This window comes from Aquiluna sp. KACHI24 (assembly GCF_025997915.1).
Taxonomy (GTDB): Bacteria; Actinomycetota; Actinomycetes; order Actinomycetales; family Microbacteriaceae; genus Aquiluna.
The window spans coordinates 360,019-379,213 of the sequence record NZ_AP026677.1; the positions used below are offsets into that span (position 1 = coordinate 360,019).

The following is a 19,195-nucleotide window of genomic DNA, read 5'->3' on the forward strand; positions in this document are numbered from 1 at the left end:
AACGCCACGCACCCCTAGGGAAGTCAATGGATGATTCAGCTCGGCACCCATTGCTAGATTCCCTCGATGAGGACCAGCGCGAAGTGGCCCAGCAACTTCGCGGTCCAGTCGCTGTAATTGCCGGGCCGGGGTCTGGAAAAACTCGAGTTATCAGCCACCGAATTGCCTATGGGGTGGCGATGGGGGTTTACGATCCCGCCAAAGTCCTGGCGGTCACCTATACAAACAAGGCGGCGGCAGAGCTTCGCACCAGAATGCGCGCCCTTGGAGTCCCAAATGTTTCGGTGCGAACCTTTCACGCCGCTGCGCTTAGCCAGCTGCAGTTTTTCTGGCCTCAACTCACCGGAGCGCAATCACCTCGGTTGGTGCCATCAAAACTTGCTCTTCTGCGCGAGTCGGCAGAGTCGCTGAGAATTCGACTGGATCAAGATCAACTGTTCAGCCTTCAGTCTCGGTTGGAGTACTACCGCTACACGCTGACGGATCCATCAGGTGAAAACTTTGTCCCCGCCGGATCGGTTCAGTTTGAACAGTTTCTTGCCCTGAGTGATGCGTATCAGGCACTCAAGCGCGAGCGAAAGCTGATCGACTGGGAGGATGCGGTTTCTCTGGCAGCGGGCATGTTTAGATCGGAACCGCAGCTGCTCGAGCAGTTTCGACAGCAGTATCGGTTCTTTACGGTTGATGAGTACCAGGACATTTCTGCTTTGCAACAGGCGCTGTTGGAAACTTGGCTGGATGATCGAGAAGATGTCTGTGTAGTTGGTGATCCGCGTCAAACCATCTATAGCTTCGCTGGCGCAAACCCTGATTTCCTGTTGCGATTCTCCGATCGGTTTCCGGCTGCGGATGTGTTTGAGCTAAATCGCAATTACCGGTCATCTCAGGAGATTGTGGAGTACGCAAACCGAATCTTGGGACCGGATCAAATTGCGCAGCGTGCGCTGAGCTCCAAGCCGCGGTTTGTGGAATATCCAACTGCGCTGGCTGAGGCGCAAGCGATATCACTTCGAGTGAGTTCTCTAATGAGAGAGGGTGTTGAGCCTGGTGAGATCGCTGTTTTGGTCAGGTCAAATCACCAAATTGAGGCAATCGAGGTCGAACTAGCGGAGCAGGGAATACCAACTCAGGTCCGTGGGGCTGGAAGATTCTTTGCAAAGCCTGAGGTGGTTCAGGCGATGCATGCCCTTCGAGCGCTCACTGTTACAGACCTGGAGAAACCCACCTTTGCCGCGGTGTCTGATGTGTTGCGCTCACTGGGCTGGAGAACCGAAGGTTCAGGAGAGAGCTGGGAGAGTCTCAACTGGTTTATCACCGTGCTAGATGAACTCGGCGGCAATCCCGCAATCGCCGAATACGTTCGTGAACTTCAAGAGCGCGAGCGCTCCGGCCACGAACCAGCGAGAAATGCTGTGACATTGGCCACCATTCACTCAACTAAAGGTTTGGAGTGGAAGTGCGTCTTCGTGGCCTCGGTTAGCGATTCGGTTTTTCCGCCATCGCGGTCAGCCCAAGAGCAATTCTCGGAGGAGCGCAGGCTTTACTTCGTGGCCATCACCAGAGCTCAGGAACTGCTGGAAATCTCATTCACCTCGGATCGAGGTCGCTCCCCACTACTCGGCAGCCACAGTTAGCATTTGGCACCGCGGCCTCCTCTACTGACATGGACTGACGGTCCAGCTGAAAGATTCGGTTCTCTCGTGGTTGTCGGTCAATCAGTGAATTAGCTAAAGATGTCGCGATAGAGACCGCAAAAAACATCGATGCGGAGTCACCAAGGTCGCGATCTAAGAAACTCAACTGGGTTGCCGTTGCAATCCAGTTGGGATCTTGCTGCGCCCTGGCGACTTCGAGGCAGCCAAGGCAAGGGGTAATCCCTGGGATTACCAGGTGCGATACCCAACAGCCGAGCTCTGTGAAAACGATTGCGAGATGAGGGGTATCGCGTGCCATCCAGGTCTGGTAACTAGCTGGCGCAATCACATCATTGGCAATCAAGACCGCGAGGCTGATGCGATCGAGGGTGGCCGTGATTCTAGAGTGCTGGATAACCTCGGCACTTGCCAAAAGCATTTCTTTTGCCGAACGAGCTCGCGCTTTACCAATGCTTTCCTGGAAATGACCAAGTGCTCCAGTGTCAGACTCTGCCACTCGAGTCTGATCCAGCGTATGAAATTTGCGAAAGCCCGCTCCTGACATCCCCCTCGCGACGGCCAATCCAGTTTTTGAGAACGCCTCTACAAAGACCTCAGCGTTGGCTCGACCCCTAAGAGCCAAAATCGGGTCAAGACCCTCAGTGAGATAAAGCCGCATCAATTCTGCGAACCGCTGATCCACATCCAGCTGGGTTAGCTCTGGGCCTAGAGCGCTTGAGTGTCTTACCAAACTGCCAAGTCGAGTCAGCAGATCCGAAACTTCCGGTTGTGTTGTGCTGGCCAATTTGGCAAGGCTATTCATTTGGTTATCCGGCAGACCTTCTTCCAGGATTTCTAGCGCTCGCTGTTGCCCGGGTGAATTAACTCTTACCTCGACGCTCCGCTCGGATCCATACCTTCTTGTTAGATCAAGCGAGTAAAGCCTTGCAAGAGCTGGATTGATTTGCCTGACCATGTTCCGATGTTGGCAGGAATCTGAAAACCGCGGACTTGGTTCTCCACAGCTCTATTCGCCCAGCAGGTTCCTTAGCTGCGAGTCAAAGTCGTCATCCGATTCAAGACGAGCGATCAGCTTTTCCGGATCCCTAATTTCTTCGATGCTGGGAAGTTGGTCCGGGTGGGCCAGAAGGCTATCGCGAACCTCTGTGCCGAACCTCTCTGCTACCAACGACAGAGCTGCCGCAGCCTCTCTCACAAGGCGTGGCGTTAGCTCTAGCCCCAGCAGCACGGCAAAGGTCTTTTGGCCTACTCCTGAAGCGGAGCGAAGACGGCGATATAGCTCCTGCAGTGCTTCGGCAGAGGGAAGTCGTCTCGCAGCCGCAAGGCTCACGCTGTCCACCCAGCCCTCAATCAAAGCGAGGGTGGTCTCAATCCGCTCAAGCGCAATTTCCTGGTCTTCAGTTCTCGCCACCAAAGCGGATCCGAGCTCAATCACTGTCTGCATTTCTTGCCCAGATTCAAGTTGCTCTGCGAGCTGTTGAATCGAACTCGTGTCCACCTTCAACTCGGACGCAAACTGCCGTATCTGGGCGATGATTTGCTCGCGAAGGTAGGGATTGGCGGCGAATAGCGCGGCTCCCGCAAGCTCTCGAATCGCCAAGTAGATAAGTAGTTCATTTCTTGGAGTCTCGAGATCCTTGAAAAGCTCCGCAAGATTCTGAGTTACCAACGCGGGTCGATCGTGAAGCGGAATTCCGATCTCTGAACCGGTCAAAACCTGCTTAGACAGACCTCCAGCAGCTTGACCCAGCTGCATAGCAAAAAGCGTCGCACCGGCATTTCCCAAGAAGTTCGATGCACTGCCGAGTGCGCTTTTCAGCTCCTCAGGCATTGATTCGGAAAGGGACTCGTTCAAAGCCTTTGCCATGCTGATTGCAATGGGCTCACTCAGCTGCTTGAACAGCGGCATGGCGTCTTGAGCCCACATCGATCTGGTCAGGATTTTGGGCTGCTGAAAATTCTCAAACCCAGTCTCTTCACTAAGCCAAAGCTTCGCAATTTCAAACGCGTTAGGCACTTCCTGTGCAATCGCCACATCGACTGAGGTTTCGCTTGAACGGGCGATTGATGCGGCCTGAGAGAGCGCTAAATCCCAGTTCACGGCATCGCTGTTTCCAGAGAACATTGTTTGGAAGTTTGACATCAGGTTCTGCAGTAGACCCGGACTTGAAATCAGGCCACTGACTTTCTCGAGCATGGCAGGATCGATCTTGCCTGACTGCATCATCTCGCGAATCAATCGCTCGAGTTCATTCGGATCCGGTTGCTCGTTCACTGTCCTGCCTCTCAAAGTAAACGCTAATAGCTAAAACTTTGAGCGGTGAGTTTTCGAACGCTGTTCGCCCTAGGCGTCACAGTGCTGGCGCCAATGTCAGCGGGGGAATCTAACATTTATTCGATGACGTTCTTTAGATCCGGTCGACCCCCCAGAAGACCTCGCAGCTGGGCCATCACTGGTCTGCTGGTGCTGGCACTAATTTCGCTTGCCGCAGTTCCCAGTGGTTACGTGATTCAACGACCCGGCGCTGTGTTCGACGTCATGGCTGAGGTGGAGGGGGAGCCGGTTATCACCTCTTCAGACCTCAAGACCTATGAGTCCGAGTCTCGCTTTGACGTCACCACAATTTCCCTTCTTGGAAACCGCGAGTCAAATCCAAACTGGATTCAGGTGCTTTTTGCCTGGGCAGATCCAGACCAGGTGGTTCTTCCACTGGATGAAGTTTTCCCACCAAGCAAAACCACTGCGGAGGTGCGGGCAGAGAGCACTGCACAAATGGAGATTTCGCAACAGGACGCTATCGCCGTCGCTCTGGGTCACTTGGGCTATGAAGTGCCTAGGAGGCTGTATGTGAATGCCGTGGTCGCCGACACCCCAGCATCTGGTTTGGTCATTGCCGGTGACTTTGTGATCTCGGCCGGCGGCGTGAAAGTTCAAACCTTCGAAGAGTTGCGTGAGCAAATCACCAAGACTGAGGGTGCGGAGATGGAACTAACGGTTGAGAGAGATGGCAGGTTGGTGCAGCTAAAACTCGCACCCCAGCCACGCGACGACAGCTATTACATCGGGGCCATGGTTGGCTACACCTACCAGTTCCCCAAGAAGGTGGAGCTTCAGCTTGGAGACGTTGGTGGTCCCAGTGGAGGGCTTATGTTCACGCTTGGAATCGTTGACCGGTTCACGCCGGGCTCGCTGGCCAAAGACAACCATGTTGCTGGAACCGGAACCATTTCCGGAGAGGGCAATGTGGGCCCAATCGGAGGCATCCGCTTGAAGATGATTGCTGCAAATCGAGCCGGCGCGGACCTCTTCCTGGTGCCAGAGGGAAACTGTGAAGAAGCTGAAGGTTTTGTGCCAGAGGGGCTAGCAGCGGTTTCCGTGGCAAACTTTGAGGAAGCAATTCAGGCAGTTGAGAATTTAAATGCTGGAAAGACATTTCCAGCTTTGAGCTGCAAAAACTAACTAGGAGCGTCTGTGACCTTTCCTGCACCCGCCCAACGCAAAGTCTCACCACTTTCCATTGCATTGGGAATTCTGGCCGCCATCGCTTTCGCACTCTTCAGCGCTGCCGGCGTTTACACCGACTGGCTCTGGTTCAACCAGCTTGGATACGAGGGCGTATTTCTGAACCAGATTCTTGGACAGATCGCGGCCTTCAGCGCTGGCTTTGTCGTCATGGCAATTTCGGTAGGGATAGCACTGGGTGTGGCATGGAAGACCAGACCGGTCTACGTGCGAATGCCAGGGGAGTCACCTTTTGAGGCCTATCAACAGATGATTGAGGGCCTGAGAAAAGTCGTCATGTTTGGCCTACCAATAGCGCTCGGAATCTTTGGAGGTCTGATTCTTTCTCGCGAATGGGAGAGTGCGGCCCTGTTTTTGACTTCGGGTGAGTTTGGTGTCACGGAGGAGCAGTTTGGCCTTGACGCATCGTTCTACGTCTTCCAGCTTCCTTTCCTTCAGCTTTTGGTCGGCTACCTGTCCGGTGCCATTTTGATGGCCGGCATTGTCAGTGTGGCTGTGCACGTGATTTACGGTTCCGTTCGTTTCACCGGGCGTGATGTTCAGGTTTCCAAATCCGCCCGAGTGCAAATTGCAATTTTGGTCGCAGGCTATCTATTGGTTCAGGGTGCGAGCCTTTGGCTCGATCAATACTCGACCGTGACGACCCCTGGATCTTTGTTTACCGGCGCTAACTACACCGATGCGAACGCGGTGATTCCGGGTCTTCAGATTCTGGCAATGATCTCTGCGGTCGTGGCGCTAGCCTTCCTATTCACTGCATTCATTGGCAAGTGGCGCATCTCCATCATCGCGACCGCACTTATGATTGTCAGCTCTCTGGTTCTATCGGGTCTTTATCCCTGGTTGGTGCAAACCTTCCAAGTGGTTCCAAATGAGCGCACCTTGGAGAGCAAGTTCTTGCAACGCAATATCGATGCAACCAGAGCTGCTTTCGGCCTAGACGCTGTTGAGGTGGTGGACTACGACGCCAAGGTGGTGGCTGAACCTGGAGCGTTGAAGAATGACGCCAAGACGACCGCCTCAATCCGAATCCTAGATCCGGCTCTGGTCAGCGATGCCTTCAGACAGCTTGAGCAGTATCGTCAGTACTACAGTTTCCCCAACCGTCTGCACGTAGATAGATACTCAATCAACGGTCAGACTCAGGACACCGTAGTCGCTGTTCGCGAACTGAACCAGGCTGGTCTCGGAGAGTCCCAATCCTGGTACAACTCCACCATCGTCTACACCCACGGATTTGGTTTAGTGGCTGCTTACGGAAACAAGCGTGACAGCGACGGAAAACCACTGTTCTTGCACTCCGGAATCCCTCCAGTTGGGGAACTAGGCGAATTCGAGCCTCGGGTTTACTTCAGCCCAAACGCTCCGCTGTACTCGATTGTTGGCGCCCCTGAGGGAGCGGAGCCACTTGAGTTTGACTACCCAGCCGGTGAGGACGGTCAGCGCGAGACCTACACGACCTTCTCTGGCGAGGGTGGCCCGGCAATCGGTGACCTGTTGACAAGAGTCGCATACGCACTCAAGTTCCAGAGCGAGCAAATCTTGCTTTCGGATGCCATCAACGCGAACTCGCAGATTCTTTACAACCGCGACCCAGCTCAGCGCGTTCAAGAGGTAGCCCCTTACTTGACCCTTGACAGCGAGGTTTACCCAGCAATCGTTGATGGGCGCATCAAGTGGATTGTTGATGGCTATACCCTCAGCAACAAGTTCCCCTACTCCAACCTGGAGAATTTTGGACAGTCTGTGCTCGACTCAGCTTCTGAGGGTTTCCGCGGCGGTATTGGTTCGGTGAACTACATCCGCAACTCGGTCAAGGCAACCGTTGATGCCTACGACGGTTCGGTGGATCTTTACCAGTGGGACGAGAAGGACCCGATTCTCAGCGCCTGGATGAAGGTATACCCCAACACCGTTCAGCCGAAGTCTGAGATGAGTGCCGAGCTGATGTCTCACGTGCGCTACCCATCGGACCTGTTCAAAATGCAGCGTTCAGTGCTGGGTCGCTACCACGTAACTGAGGCCGGTGCGTTTTACTCTCAGCAGGATGCTTGGATGACCCCGAATGATCCGGTCGGAACCAACAGCCTGGGTACTTTGCAGCCTCCTTACTACCTGACCATGCAGACTCCAGGTCAAACCCAGAGTGCGTTCTCGCTCTACTCGACCTTCATTCCGAAGTCGACTGGAGAGACCACCAGGAACGTCTTGACTGGTTACCTGCTAGCTAACTCTGACGCCGGCTCGAAGGCGGGAGAGGTGAGCTCAAACTTTGGCAAGCTGACGCTGCTCAACCTCCCAAGAGAAACCATCGTTCCAGGACCTGGTCAGGTGCAGAACAACTTCAACGCGGACAGCAATGTCTCCTCGCTGCTGAACCTGCTTCGTCAAGGTTCAACTCGAGTGTTGAATGGAAACTTGCTAACTCTCCCTGTCGGAGGTGGACTGCTTTATGTCCAGCCGGTTTATGTTGAGTCAACCGGTGAAACCAGCTACCCGCTGCTGCAAAAGATTTTGGTCGCCTTCGGAGATCAAATTGCGTTTGAGGACACTCTGGACGAGGCCCTGGATGAACTGTTTGGTGGCGACGCGGGTGTCGACCCAACTCCTTCTGATCCAACTCCAAATACCGAGTCGCCAAGCGTTGACCCGGGCTCTGGTTCGGGTGACAATCCAGCCTTAAGTGCAGCCCTCGAGCGAGCCAACAAGGCCTTGCAAGAGAAGCAAGCCGCTCTTGCAGCTGGAGATTGGACCGCATTTGGAGAGGCAGATGAGCGTCTTGCCAAGGCAATCGAGGATGCTCTAGCCGCGCTGGACTAATTCCAGAACAGCTGGTAGCATTTGAACTTCGCCGCGGGGTGGAGCAGTTCGGTAGCTCGCCGGGCTCATAACCCGGAGGTCGTAGGTTCAAATCCTGCCCCCGCAACCAATTAGAGACAGCCCCTTCGGGGGCTGTTTTCTTTTATGTGGATAACTGAAACCACAAAATGCCAAGTGCACATAGTCTGCGCTTATGCCGATTTTGGTTCTACTGCTCCTCGCATCGCTCGCTGGGTGTGCACCAACATCCCAAGAACATCAACTCGCCAAATACTTAGAGGACTCGGCTGCTGGCGCTATCTCTGACGAGCTCAGTGGCGCAGCTCGAGATGCCCAACTCATGGCACTAAGGCTGCTCACTGAGCTGGGCTGGAGCCAGTCTGGAACTGCCAAATATTCGGACTTTGAAATCCTCGATGACTCTCATTTTGAATTCTGCCTTGACGTCTCCGACATCCATTTCACAGATAAAAGCATGAAGCGGGTAGAGCTAGAGCGAGTAGAGCAAAGGCTTCTGATGCAGGCGAAGACCGAGCAGATTTCCGGGTTCTCGAAGATCACAGATTTAAAAGAGGTGGGTACTTGTTAGTAGAGATGATCTTTCTTTCGGGGGTCCTCGGCAGTTCATGCGACGTCACACTCGCAGCTTTAGGCATTTGCAGCTCGCAATGTGATTCTGCGGCACTTGCCACTGGAGAGTTTTCGCTTTGTGCAAAGAAGGAGGAGACTAAGCACACTGGATCGGCTTCGCCAACTCCAATGCGAGAGTGCAAGTATTACGTGAACGGAACTATAGACGTTCCGACGCAAACCATCATCACTGCTTGGGTCGAGGTTGGGTCCAGGCTCTGCATCGGTGATAAACCCGTCGAATCAAAACCGGTCTATCGCTCGGTCACAGAGCAACTCGACGACATTTTTTCCGCCAAGGCACAACCCCCAGTCGCTTACCGAGAGTCTCGAGAGAAACCGGAGCCTTTTGAGGCAATCCATTTCTATGCTGAGTCGAGCGCCCAGAGGCAAACCGGTTCGCTTTTTGGCGAACCAGCCCAAATCAGATTCCGCCCAGTTGGCTACAGGTGGAAGTTTTCAGATGGTGCGACCGGCTACGGTCGATCAAACACCAGAAGTTTTGACGGGGAAGGCAATTTCTCGGCTCAGGTGTTCGTCAGGTTCGAGGTGGACTATGAAACGGGAGGGATCTGGCATCAAGATGCTGCCCAATTCACGCTCGGAAGCAACGTGGTTTCAGTTCGAATCGTGGATCCACCAAGGCGAACAGTTTTGGTTGACGGGCAAGGCTAAGGAAGTCTTCAGGAATAATCCATAAAATCTCCAGAGTTGCTGGTTCATAATCAAGAGCAACGAAAGGCGATGTCGATGTCTAATCAATGGAATCGTTCCTCCGACGCTCAGTTCTTAGTGAGTCCGGCTTACCAAGCCCCTCGGGCCCCAAAGCCCAAGCGCGCTGCCAGCAAGGTCTTTCGCCCTCTGGGTATAGCGGCCCTTGCGCTGAGTACCGCTACCGTCGGCGGCATCATCGCATCTAGCGCATTCACGCTTTCATACTTGACTCTGAGCCAGCCCGCACCCGTAGTTGTGAACAACGCTCAGGCAGTTAACTGGGTAACCGGCGCAGCCGCTGCGGCTGCCCCCTCGGTGGTCACGCTTTCCGTTGAATCTGACACATCTTCTGGTTCCGGTTCCGGAGTCATCTTGACCGAGGATGGCTACATCCTCACCAACGCACATGTTGTGACCCTGAGTGGTCTGACTGAAGATGCCAGGATCGCAGTGCAGCTCTCCACCGGCGAGGTTTATCGAGCGAAGTTGGTCGGGTTTGACCCGGTCTATGACCTGGCGGTAATCAAGATTTCTGAGAGCGGCCTGAAGCCAATCGTCTTTACCGACTCAGACAAGTTGAACGTTGGTCAGGATGTTGTGGCGATTGGTGCCCCGCTTGGTTTGGCATCAACTGTAACTCAGGGAATTGTTTCAGCTCTGGACCGCACCATTCAGGTTGCAAGCTCTGAGGTCAACGGCGATAGCAGTCTGCAGTTCTGGACTGGATCCGGTGGTGCCCCAATCAGCCTCCAGGTAATTCAGACTGATGCTGCGATTAACCCAGGAAACTCAGGTGGTGCGCTGGTAAACAACACCGGTGAACTAATCGGCATCAACGTTGCCATCGCAACCGCAGGTGGTGGCGAGGCGGGCAGCATCGGTGTCGGTTTCGCGATCCCTTCGAACACCGCTCAGCGCATTGCTCAAGAGATCGTTGACACCGGTGAAGCTTCGCACGGACTACTCGGCGCATTGGTGAGAGATAACTCCGAGGCCGATTCTTCATTTTCAACCGGAGCGCTTGTCGAAGATTTGACTGAGGGTGGCGCTGCCGAAAAGGCCGGAGTGAGAATCGGTGACGTGGTTGTGAAGTTCGCCGGTAAGCGAGTCAATGGCGCATCTGATCTCACCGCACTTGTTCGAGCCCAACCAGCTGGGGCCAAGGTTCAGGTTGATGTATTGCGTGATGGTGCAGTCATCTCCCTGACCGCCACCCTGGGTGATGCCTCAGACCTAAAATAGGCGCCATGGAAACCCAGCACGGTTCAAGCACTCTTGAGAAAGAGCAAGTCGAGATCGACAATGGCGATCACGAGCGTTACTCGCACTATGTAAACAAGAACAAAATCGTTGAGTCGGCAGTCATGGGAAGTGCCGTGGTTGCACTGTGCGGCAAAGTCTGGGTGCCATCGAGGGATCCTCAGAAGTTTCCTGTTTGCCCAACCTGCAAAGAAATCTACGAAGGCCTTCTCAAGGACTAATTGAATTCAGTAGGTATGGCGGCTTCTCCTCTGGAAAGACGCAATGCTTCGACTGGTAGCTCAGACAGCGCAAGTTGGTGGTGAGTCCTGGATTCACTCAGCTCAGGCTTGAAGACCAGGTCACCATTTTTGATGTAGCTCACCTGAAGCTCTCTTCCGGAGGCATCATCCGAGATCAGTTCTAGAACTGCCTTGCCACCTTGTGTTTGGCGCACAGCTCGCTTCTTGCCTCCGCGCGAGGCCTTGTTAGCTGACTTCTTGGCCATCGCCACCCAGTTCTCACCATCAAAGTGAGAGACCAGTTTGTAAACGAAGCCAGCGGTTGGAGAACCCGATCCGGTGACCAATGAGGTGCCAACACCGTAGTTATTGACTGGGGCCTGAGCCAGCGCGGCGATGGTGTACTCGTCGAGATCGCTGGTGACGGTGATCTGAGTCTCGTTAGCGCCGAGCTCGTCCAGCAGCTTACGCACCTCGATCGCTGACGCAACCAGGTCCCCAGAGTCAAGCCTCACGGCATGTAGCTTTCCATTTGAAAGCTCGACTGCTTTTCTCACCGCACGCTCAACATCGTAGGTGTCGACTAGCAACGTGGTTGAGTTGCCCAGCGCGCTCAACTGCGATTCGAAAGCCTGGTCTTCAGTGTCATGCAGCAGGGTGAACGAGTGGGCGCTCGTTCCAAATGTCGGTATCCCGAAGCGCATGCCAGCTTCAAGGTTGCTGGTCCCGTCGAATCCGACGAGATAAGCAGCCCTTGCGGCTGCAACTGCAGCGGCCTCATGAACCCTTCGACCACCCATTTCGATCAGGCGTCGAGAGCCAGCGGCTGCGCGCATTCTGGCACCTGCAGATGCGACTGCTGAGTCAAAGTTCAGAATTGAGAGGATGACTGTCTCCAGTAGCACGGCATCCGCGAAACTGCCTTCTACGGTCAAGACGGGGGAGTGGGGGAAGTAAATCTCGCCTTCCCGATATCCCCTGATGTCGCCCCTAAAGCGGTAGTTCGCTAGGAAATCAATGGTCTGGCTATTGACCACCTGTTGAGATGCCAAGAAGTCAAGTTGCTCTTGGTCGAAAGTGAAGTCTTTCACCGCATCCAACACTCGATCGATGCCGGCCAAGACGCCGAATCTTCGACCAGCTGGAAGGGATCGAGAGAACACCTCAAATACGCACGGCCTTGATGCCTTGCCTGAATGCAAGGCTGCTTGAACCATGGTTAGTTCATAGCGATCGGTGTAAAGCGCGACAGACACCACTACAGCCTAATCAGGCGGGCACTACCGCTCTAGACTTACCGAGTGGATCCAAGACCAATTGGCGTGTTCGACTCTGGTGTCGGTGGCCTTACGGTAGCCCGCGCCATCATCGATCAGCTGCCGCATGAATCAATCGTTTACGTTGGCGATACTGCGCATGCCCCCTACGGGCCAAGGCCGATTTCTGAGGTACGAGAACTAGCCCTTGAAGTAATGGACGAACTGGTCGCATCTGGGGTCAAGATGCTTGTGATCGCATGCAATTCAGCATCCGCCGCTGTACTAAGAGATGCAAGAGAACGCTACACAGCCGGCATGGGCGTTCCTGTAGTTGAGGTGATTCAGCCAGCGACAAGAAGAGCGGTGGCCACCTCGAGAAATCGCAAAGTAGGGGTGATTGGCACTACCGCGACAGTTACCTCTGGTGCATATGAAGATGCGTTTGCCGCGGCGGTAGATCTAGAAATCCACACCCAGGCCTGCCCAAGCTTTGTGGACTTTGTTGAACGCGGCATTACCTCAGGCCCAGAGGTCTTGGCAGCTGCCAAGGAATATCTCGAGCCGTTGAAACAGGTAGGGGTCGACACTCTGGTTTTGGGTTGCACTCACTATCCGTTGCTGCAAGCTGCCATCTCGTATGTCATGGGTGACAAGGTCACTCTGGTCTCTTCTGCAGACGAGACTGCGAAGGATGTATTTCGCACCCTGACAGAACACGATTTGCTTGCACCGGAAGGTGCGATTGCAGAGCACAAATTCATGGCCACCGGGGATGCGAGAGAGTTTGCAAAGCTCGCTCGTAGATTCCTCGGGCCAGAGGTTCAGAACGTTGAAAAACTTGAAAGCAGAGGAATCTAGTGTCAAGACCAGCAGGCAGAGCGAACCACCAGTTGCGCCCGGTGAGCATTGAACGCAACTTCACAATTCATGCCGAGGGTTCAGTCCTGGTTAGTTTCGGAAACACAAAGGTGCTCTGCAACGCATCTTTTACTCCCGGAGTCCCAAGGTTCAAAAAAGACTCTGGTGAGGGCTGGGTAACTGCCGAGTACTCAATGTTGCCGAGAGCAACTCACGATCGCAGTGACCGAGAGGCGGTCAAGGGCAAGATCGGTGGGCGAACCCATGAAATCTCGAGGCTAATTGGACGCTCGCTCCGCGCCGTAATTGACTTCAAAGCATTGGGGGAGAACACCATAGTTATCGACTGTGATGTGATTCAGGCAGACGGTGGGACCAGGACCGCCGCAATCACTGGCGCGTATGTAGCTTTAGTCGACGCCATTTCCTGGGCCAAGAAAAACGGTTACATCGCCCAGTCTGCAAAGGCCATTATTGACTCGGTAGCTGCCGTTTCGGTAGGTGTTGTTGATGGTGTGCCAGTAACCGATTTGGAGTATGTCGAAGATGTCCGAGCTGAGACAGACATGAATGTTGTTATCACCGGGCGCGGTCTATTCGTAGAGGTGCAGGGAACTGCTGAGGGTGCTCCGTTTTCAAAAGAGGAACTGGATCAACTACTACAGCTAGCCGTCCAGGCAGGCGCAGAGCTTTCGGCTATTCAGACCAAGGCCCTGGAGCAGTAGCCGTGAGGCTTATGTTCGCCACTGGCAATTCACACAAGCTCGGCGAGGCTCGGGCAATTCTGGGACCGGTTGGTATCGAAGTTGAGTCTTACTCCGGTCCGGAACCAAAAGAGACTGGCACCAGTTTTCTGGAGAACGCTCTAATCAAGGCAAGAGCCGCGTTTGAGGCCACTGGAGTGCCAGCATTTGCCGATGATTCTGGCATCTGCGTTGAAGTGATGGGTGGAGCTCCGGGGATTTTCTCGGCAATTTGGTCAGGTGGCCGTGACGACAAAACCAATCGCGATCTACTACTTGCTCAAATGCAAGACATTGCACCTGAGAATCGGGCTGCAAGCTTTGTCTGCACCATCGCGTATGTCTCCGAAGAAACTGAAATTAGCTTCACGGGAGTTTGGCCGGGTCACCTGGCCATGACAGCCAGTGGGGATCACGGCTTTGGTTACGATCCTGTTTTCATCCCGGAGGGTTTTGAAATCTCAGCCGCCGAGTTGGAGCCCGAGATCAAGAATTCCCTGTCGCATCGCTACATGGCTTTGATGCAAATGCGGCAGTACTTTGCTGATCCGACAGCATAAAGTTTTCAAATTGTAAAAAATGTAACGGACACTTTTGTAAGCCGATACAGCATTGTTATCCGAATGTAACCGCTTGCAGTAACATCTTTCTTGCTTCAGGTAATAACCTGTCCAAAGCCTCCAATCGCGAGGTTCGCCTTCGGGCGATTTCGAAAGGAAAAATATGTCAACACTACGTCGCCGCGCTGTTGCGTTTGGTGCGACCGCTGTTGCAGCTACCCTGGTTCTAGCCGGTTGCGCAAGCTCCGAGGCTCCAGAAGAGACTGCATCAGAGTCCACCTCTGACGAATGTGCCGCTTACGCCGACTACATGGGCAACGAGGGCACTGAGGTCGAGATCTACACCACCATCATCGACCCAGAAGCATCCCTATTCATCGAGTCTCTCGCTGAATTCCAGGACTGCACCGGCATCACCATCAACTGGAACGGATCACAGGAGTTTGAGGCTCAGATCTCTGTTCGCGTTGAGGGTGGAACCGCTCCTGACATGGCGATCTTCCCACAGCCAGGTCTGCTAGCTAAGTTCGCAGGCAATGGCCTAGTTGCAGCTAACGACAAGACTGCTGCTTCGGTGGACGCTAACTACACCGCTGACTGGAAGAACTACGGCACCGTTGACGGCGTCTTCTACGGCACCCCACTAGGTGCAAACGTGAAGTCGTTCGTTTGGTACTCGCCAAAGACCTTCGCAGACAACGGCTGGGCAATCCCAACCACTTGGGACGAGCTTCTAGCTCTATCTGACCAGATCGCATCTGAGGGCAAGGTTCAGCCTTGGTGTGTAGGTTTCGGCTCCGGTGACGCTACCGGTTGGGTCGGAACTGACTGGATGGAAGACCTAATGCTTCGTTTCCAGGACGCAGAGACCTACGACGCTTGGACCACTGGTGAGCTAGCATTCAACGACCCTAAGGTCGCTGAGGTTATCGCCGAGGCCGGCAAGATCCTGAAGAACCCTGCATACGTCGGTGACGTTGCCTCGATCGCTACCACCACCTTCCAGGAGGGTGGCGCAGGCATCGTTGACGGTTCATGTGCAATGCACCGTCAGGCATCATTCATCGGTGGAATCCTTGCTGCTGACTTCGGCGCAACCATCGTTGACCCATCTGACACCACCACCGAGGGTGGAATCACCACCTTCTACTTCCCAGGTGTATCGGCTGACAACAAGCCAGCACTTGGTGGTGGCGAGTTCGTTGGTATCTTCGCTGACCGTCCAGAGGTACACGCTGTGCACCACTACCTAACCACTCCTGAGTGGAACAACAAGAAGGCTGCTCTTGGTGGCTGGTTCTCTGCAAACCTCGGTCTAGACACCGCTAACGTTGCAGACCCAGTAAACAAGGTTGCAGTTGAGATCCTTCAGAACGCATCCACCTTCCGCTTCGATGGCTCCGATGTGATGCCAGCTGAGGTCGGTGCTGGTTCCTTCTGGAAGGAAATGACTGCATGGGTTGCAGAGAACAAGTCCGACAAGGCTGTTCTAGACGCAATCTACGCAACCTGGCCTTACTAATTAGGTCACATAGCTACACAAGCTAAATGAAGAGCTGAGGGGTCCGTCTCTGGCGGGCCCCTCAGTACTCTCTCGGTTGTTAGGATTCGGTCATGTTCAACTTCAGCATCATCGCCGCCAGGAAGACTCCCTGGGACATCATTGGCGAAAACTTCACCCTTCTCGCGCTGGCCCTGCTGAGCTTCGGCGCAATTGTTTTCCTGGTCTTCCTTCTGGCGTCGCGCGCCTCAGTAAAACTTCAGGAGTGGCTCAAGTACCTGGTCTTCCTTGTTCCAGCGGTGCTCCTGCTCCTCATCGGATTGATCTACCCGGCCATCAGAACCTTGATCCTTTCCTTCATGGACAAGCGCTCCGAGGAGTGGGTCGGGTTTGATAACTACGTCTGGGCATTTACGATCCCAGAGATCAACATTGTTTTGGTGAATACCCTGATCTGGGTTATCACCGTTCCATTCCTATCGACCGCCATCGGCCTGGCAATCGCCTACATGACTGACCGCATGAAGAGACCAGCTGCGATCAAGTCGCTCATTTTCATGCCGATGGCAATTTCATTCGTTGGCGCTGGCGTTATCTGGAAGTTCGTATATAACTACCAGCCAAATGCCAACAAGCCAGACATCGGACTGCTCTCCGCAATCTTCAAGGGGCTCGGACTCACCCCGCCAAACTGGCTCTTGGAGATTCCACTAAACACCTTCCTGCTGATCGTTGTAATGATCTGGATTCAGACTGGATTCGCGATGGTTGTTCTTTCGGCAGCACTAAAGAACATTCCAGACGAAATCGTTGAGGCCGCCATGCTCGATGGCGCAACCCCGTTCAGGAGGTTCTTCCTAATCTCCATGCCCATGATTCGTGCAACGATCGTCGTGGTCCTGACCACAATCATGATCGGAACTCTGAAGGTGTTCGACATCGTTCGAACTATGACCGGTGGAAACTTCCAGACCAACGTGATTGCGAATGAAATGTACTCCCAGGCTTTCAGACAGATGAACTACGGTCAGGGCTCTGCTTTGGCGATCATCCTGTTCGTCGCAATCATCCCGATCATTGTCTACAACATTCGACAACTTCGCCTTGAGAGGACGGAACGCTAATGACTTCTCTCGTGAATAAGCAGCTGGTAAAGCGCAGGGCCAAGAACGTATTCAGCTCCCCAATTGCATCGTTTGCTGCGTGGGTGATCGCGATTCTTTGGACTATCCCAACCTTTGGTCTACTGGTTACCTCGATTAGGCCGGAAAAGGACATCAACACTTCGGGTTGGTGGACATTTTTCGGGCAGCCGAATATCTCGTTCGAGAACTACACCCAGGTGCTGTTCGAGGGTTCAACCACGAACCCACCACTGTTCCAGTTTTTCTTCAACTCGCTTGCGGTGACCTTGCCCGCAGTGATCTTCCCGATCACACTTGCAGTATTCGCTGCATACGCGTTGGCGTGGTTTGAATTCAAAGGCCGAGACTTCATCTTCTTCAGCATTTTTGCGCTGCAGGTGATCCCACTTCAGCTGGCGCTCGTGCCCCTCTTGCAGCTTTTTGCGAAGGGTCTGATCATCGGTGATGTCACAATCATCCCTGAGCTGGGTATCACTGGTACTTACATTCCGATCTGGATTGCACACACCATCTTTGGTCTTCCCTTGGCAATTTTCTTGCTCCACAACTTCCTGAGGCAGATTCCAAGAGAGCTGATTGAGGCAGCGAGAGTTGACGGCGCTGGCTGGTTCACTTTGTTCTCGAAGATCGTATTGCCGCTGTCTGTGCCAGCAATCGCATCATTTGCAATCTTCCAATTCCTATGGGTCTGGAACGACCTGCTCGTGGGTCTTACCTTTGGTGGTGGCGCTAAGGAAGTGGCACCTATGACAGTGCGATTGGCAGAGATGGTGGGAACTCGAGGTTCTGGCTGGGAGCTCTTGACCGCCGGTGCGTTCGTATCGATGGTTGTTCCACTAATTGTGTTCTTCGCTTTGCAGCGCTATTTCGTAAGAGGCCTGCTTGCAGGATCAGTAAAGGGCTAAAACCCTTTACCTTGCCTTGGCCAGTGCGGATAAAAACTCCGCGCTGGCCTTTGGCGTTCTTCGCATGGTCTCGTAATCAACGTGAACAATGCCAAAACGCTTGGTGAGGCCTTCCGCCCACTCGATGTTGTCCATGAGAGACCAAGCAAAGTAACCCCGAACATCAACCCCGGCATCGACAGCATCGGCCACTGCTGAAATGTGGCTGTGGTAGTAGGAGATGCGATCTTGATCGTCCACTTTGCCATCGACCAAATTATCTGGGAAGGCACCACCGTTCTCGGTGATATAAAGCGGGACACCTGGAAGGCGAGAAGCAGTCTGCTGCAAGGTTGTGGTCATTGATTGGGGGTGGATCTCCCAGCCCATTTCAGTCCTGGGTTCCCTCGGGGCCATTTGGCCTCCAGCTGGAGTTCCTGGGAAGAGTGAGAAGTCCTGACCCACGGCCCAGGCGCCACCCTCTGTACTAACTGGAACGACACGGAAAGGGGTGTAGTAGTTGATTCCGAGCCAATCGATCGGCTTGGAAATTTGAGCCAATTGCTGATCAGAGACAAACGACCAATCCGTGAATTGTTTGGTTCGCTCAACCAGAAGTGGGTCGATACCTCGTCCAGCGAGTAAATCAAGCCAGAAGCGGTTTTGCAGGAGATCAACATAGTCAGCAATGTGGTCGACCTTAGGGTCATCGGAAATTGCTGTGGTCAGGTTCAGCACCGTACCAACATTCTTCGCACCCGCTGCACGCAGCGCGACTGCTCCGCTGGCGTGTGCTGTCATGAGACGGTAAGCAGCCTCAAGACCGGCAGCTGGGTTACCCAGTCCCGGAGCGTGGATTTTGGTCGCGTAGCCCAGGAATGCGGAGACCCATGGTTCATTCAAGGTTGCCCAGCGCTCAACGCGATCTGCAAATTTCTCCCCCAAAAGAGTTGCATAGTCTGCGAAGTACTTGTGGATCTCTGGGTTCGTCCAGCCACCAATTGCCTGAAGCTCGCTTGGCAAATCCCAGTGGTACAAGGTCAACGCTGGCATGATGTCGCGCTCTAGCAGTCCATCAATCAGGCGATCGTAGAAATCAAGCCCCTGTTCTGATGCAGTCTTTGCCCCTGGCATGACGCGAGGCCAGGAAACGGAAAAGCGATAGGCGTCTAGGCCCAGCGATTTGAGTAAGTCGAGGTCGGATTCAAGGCGGTTCACGTGATCGCAAGCTGGGTCAGCCTTTGTGCCATCTTTAATGTTGCCCGGCACATCTGCAAAGTCATCCCAAATCGATCTGCCTCGCCCAGCACTATCGCCCTCGATTTGCCAGGATGCGGTTGCCGCTCCAAGCACGAAGCCTTGGGGGAGTCTTTTTGCAAGCGGTGCAGCTTCAAACGATGTGGTCATGTTTGAAGTCTAGAG

At 53.9% G+C, this 19,195-nt stretch carries 17 protein-coding genes and 1 tRNA gene; 14 read left to right on the plus strand and 4 right to left on the minus strand.

Annotated features, from left to right (window positions below; genetic code table 11):
• Nucleotides 1-26 precede the first annotated feature (26 nt).
• Nucleotides 27-1,634, plus strand: coding sequence for an ATP-dependent helicase (locus OO713_RS01860; protein ID WP_264785969.1), 1,608 nt, complete (start codon nucleotides 27-29; stop codon nucleotides 1,632-1,634).
• Here OO713_RS01860 and OO713_RS01865 read toward each other — a convergent pair.
• A complete protein-coding gene (locus OO713_RS01865; protein WP_264785970.1) occupies nucleotides 1,588-2,610 on the minus strand; it encodes a hypothetical protein in 1,023 nt (340 codons plus the stop codon). The two genes, OO713_RS01860 and OO713_RS01865, sit on opposite strands and share 47 nt — an antisense overlap.
• 51 nt (nucleotides 2,611-2,661) lie before the next feature.
• The gene (locus OO713_RS01870; protein WP_264785971.1) at nucleotides 2,662-3,930 is read right to left on the minus strand and encodes a zinc-dependent metalloprotease; all 1,269 of its coding nucleotides are present in this window, start codon (nucleotides 3,928-3,930) and stop codon (nucleotides 2,662-2,664) included.
• A gap of 123 nt (nucleotides 3,931-4,053) precedes the next feature.
• Here OO713_RS01870 and OO713_RS01875 point away from each other — a divergent pair, with 123 nt between their 5' ends.
• The 7 genes from OO713_RS01875 (at nucleotide 4,054) to OO713_RS01905 (ending at nucleotide 10,823) form a co-directional block, all read left to right on the plus strand.
• On the plus strand, nucleotides 4,054-5,115 hold the full coding sequence (locus tag OO713_RS01875; RefSeq protein WP_264785972.1) for a S16 family serine protease: 1,062 nt from the start codon (nucleotides 4,054-4,056) through the stop codon (nucleotides 5,113-5,115).
• A gap of 12 nt (nucleotides 5,116-5,127) precedes the next feature.
• Nucleotides 5,128-7,998 carry a UPF0182 family protein gene (locus OO713_RS01880; protein WP_264785974.1) on the plus strand — a complete coding sequence of 957 codons (2,871 nt, stop codon included), beginning with the start codon at nucleotides 5,128-5,130 and terminating at the stop codon, nucleotides 7,996-7,998.
• Between the two features lie 32 nt (nucleotides 7,999-8,030).
• A tRNA-Met gene (locus tag OO713_RS01885) sits at nucleotides 8,031-8,107 on the plus strand.
• Between the two features lie 84 nt (nucleotides 8,108-8,191).
• On the plus strand, nucleotides 8,192-8,587 hold the full coding sequence (locus tag OO713_RS01890; protein WP_264785975.1) for a hypothetical protein: 396 nt from the start codon (nucleotides 8,192-8,194) through the stop codon (nucleotides 8,585-8,587).
• 170 nt (nucleotides 8,588-8,757) lie between these two features.
• Entirely contained in the window at nucleotides 8,758-9,303 is a 546-nt protein-coding gene (locus tag OO713_RS01895; RefSeq protein WP_264785976.1) for a hypothetical protein, read from the plus strand.
• A 75-nt stretch (nucleotides 9,304-9,378) separates the two neighbouring features.
• Complete coding sequence (locus OO713_RS01900; protein WP_264785977.1) at nucleotides 9,379-10,584, plus strand: trypsin-like peptidase domain-containing protein; 1,206 nt, start codon at nucleotides 9,379-9,381, stop codon at nucleotides 10,582-10,584.
• Nucleotides 10,585-10,589: 5 nt separating this feature from the next.
• Nucleotides 10,590-10,823 (plus strand): DUF3039 domain-containing protein, encoded by a 234-nt coding sequence (locus OO713_RS01905; protein WP_264785978.1) that lies wholly within the window; start codon nucleotides 10,590-10,592, stop codon nucleotides 10,821-10,823.
• Here OO713_RS01905 and OO713_RS01910 read toward each other — a convergent pair.
• Complete coding sequence (locus OO713_RS01910; RefSeq protein WP_264785979.1) at nucleotides 10,820-12,079, minus strand: nicotinate phosphoribosyltransferase; 1,260 nt, start codon at nucleotides 12,077-12,079, stop codon at nucleotides 10,820-10,822. The genes OO713_RS01905 and OO713_RS01910 overlap by 4 nt on opposite strands.
• A gap of 45 nt (nucleotides 12,080-12,124) precedes the next feature.
• Between OO713_RS01910 and murI the strand changes: the two genes are divergently transcribed.
• The 6 genes from murI to OO713_RS01940 all read left to right on the plus strand — a co-directional run bounded on the left by murI (nucleotide 12,125) and on the right by OO713_RS01940 (nucleotide 17,794).
• Entirely contained in the window at nucleotides 12,125-12,940 is an 816-nt protein-coding gene (gene murI / locus OO713_RS01915) for a glutamate racemase (protein WP_264785980.1), read from the plus strand.
• Nucleotides 12,940-13,665: a ribonuclease PH gene (gene rph / locus OO713_RS01920; RefSeq protein ID WP_264785981.1), complete on the plus strand. Its 726-nt coding sequence runs from the start codon at nucleotides 12,940-12,942 to the stop codon at nucleotides 13,663-13,665. Before murI ends, rph begins: the two co-directional genes overlap by 1 nt.
• Nucleotides 13,666-13,676: 11 nt before the next feature.
• Nucleotides 13,677-14,243: an RdgB/HAM1 family non-canonical purine NTP pyrophosphatase gene (gene rdgB / locus OO713_RS01925; protein WP_264786411.1), complete on the plus strand. Its 567-nt coding sequence runs from the start codon at nucleotides 13,677-13,679 to the stop codon at nucleotides 14,241-14,243.
• Between the two features lie 163 nt (nucleotides 14,244-14,406).
• Nucleotides 14,407-15,765 carry an ABC transporter substrate-binding protein gene (locus tag OO713_RS01930; protein WP_264785982.1) on the plus strand — a complete coding sequence of 453 codons (1,359 nt, stop codon included), beginning with the start codon at nucleotides 14,407-14,409 and terminating at the stop codon, nucleotides 15,763-15,765.
• Between the two features lie 92 nt (nucleotides 15,766-15,857).
• The gene (locus OO713_RS01935) at nucleotides 15,858-16,868 is read left to right on the plus strand and encodes a sugar ABC transporter permease (RefSeq protein ID WP_264785983.1); all 1,011 of its coding nucleotides are present in this window, start codon (nucleotides 15,858-15,860) and stop codon (nucleotides 16,866-16,868) included.
• On the plus strand, nucleotides 16,868-17,794 hold the full coding sequence (locus OO713_RS01940; protein ID WP_264785984.1) for a carbohydrate ABC transporter permease: 927 nt from the start codon (nucleotides 16,868-16,870) through the stop codon (nucleotides 17,792-17,794). The genes OO713_RS01935 and OO713_RS01940 overlap by 1 nt, the downstream gene beginning before the upstream one ends.
• A 6-nt stretch (nucleotides 17,795-17,800) precedes the next feature.
• On the opposite strand, the gene OO713_RS01945 is transcribed toward OO713_RS01940, so the two are convergent.
• Nucleotides 17,801-19,180 (minus strand): GH1 family beta-glucosidase, encoded by a 1,380-nt coding sequence (locus OO713_RS01945; RefSeq protein ID WP_264785985.1) that lies wholly within the window; start codon nucleotides 19,178-19,180, stop codon nucleotides 17,801-17,803.
• Between the last annotated feature and the right edge of the window lie 15 nt (nucleotides 19,181-19,195).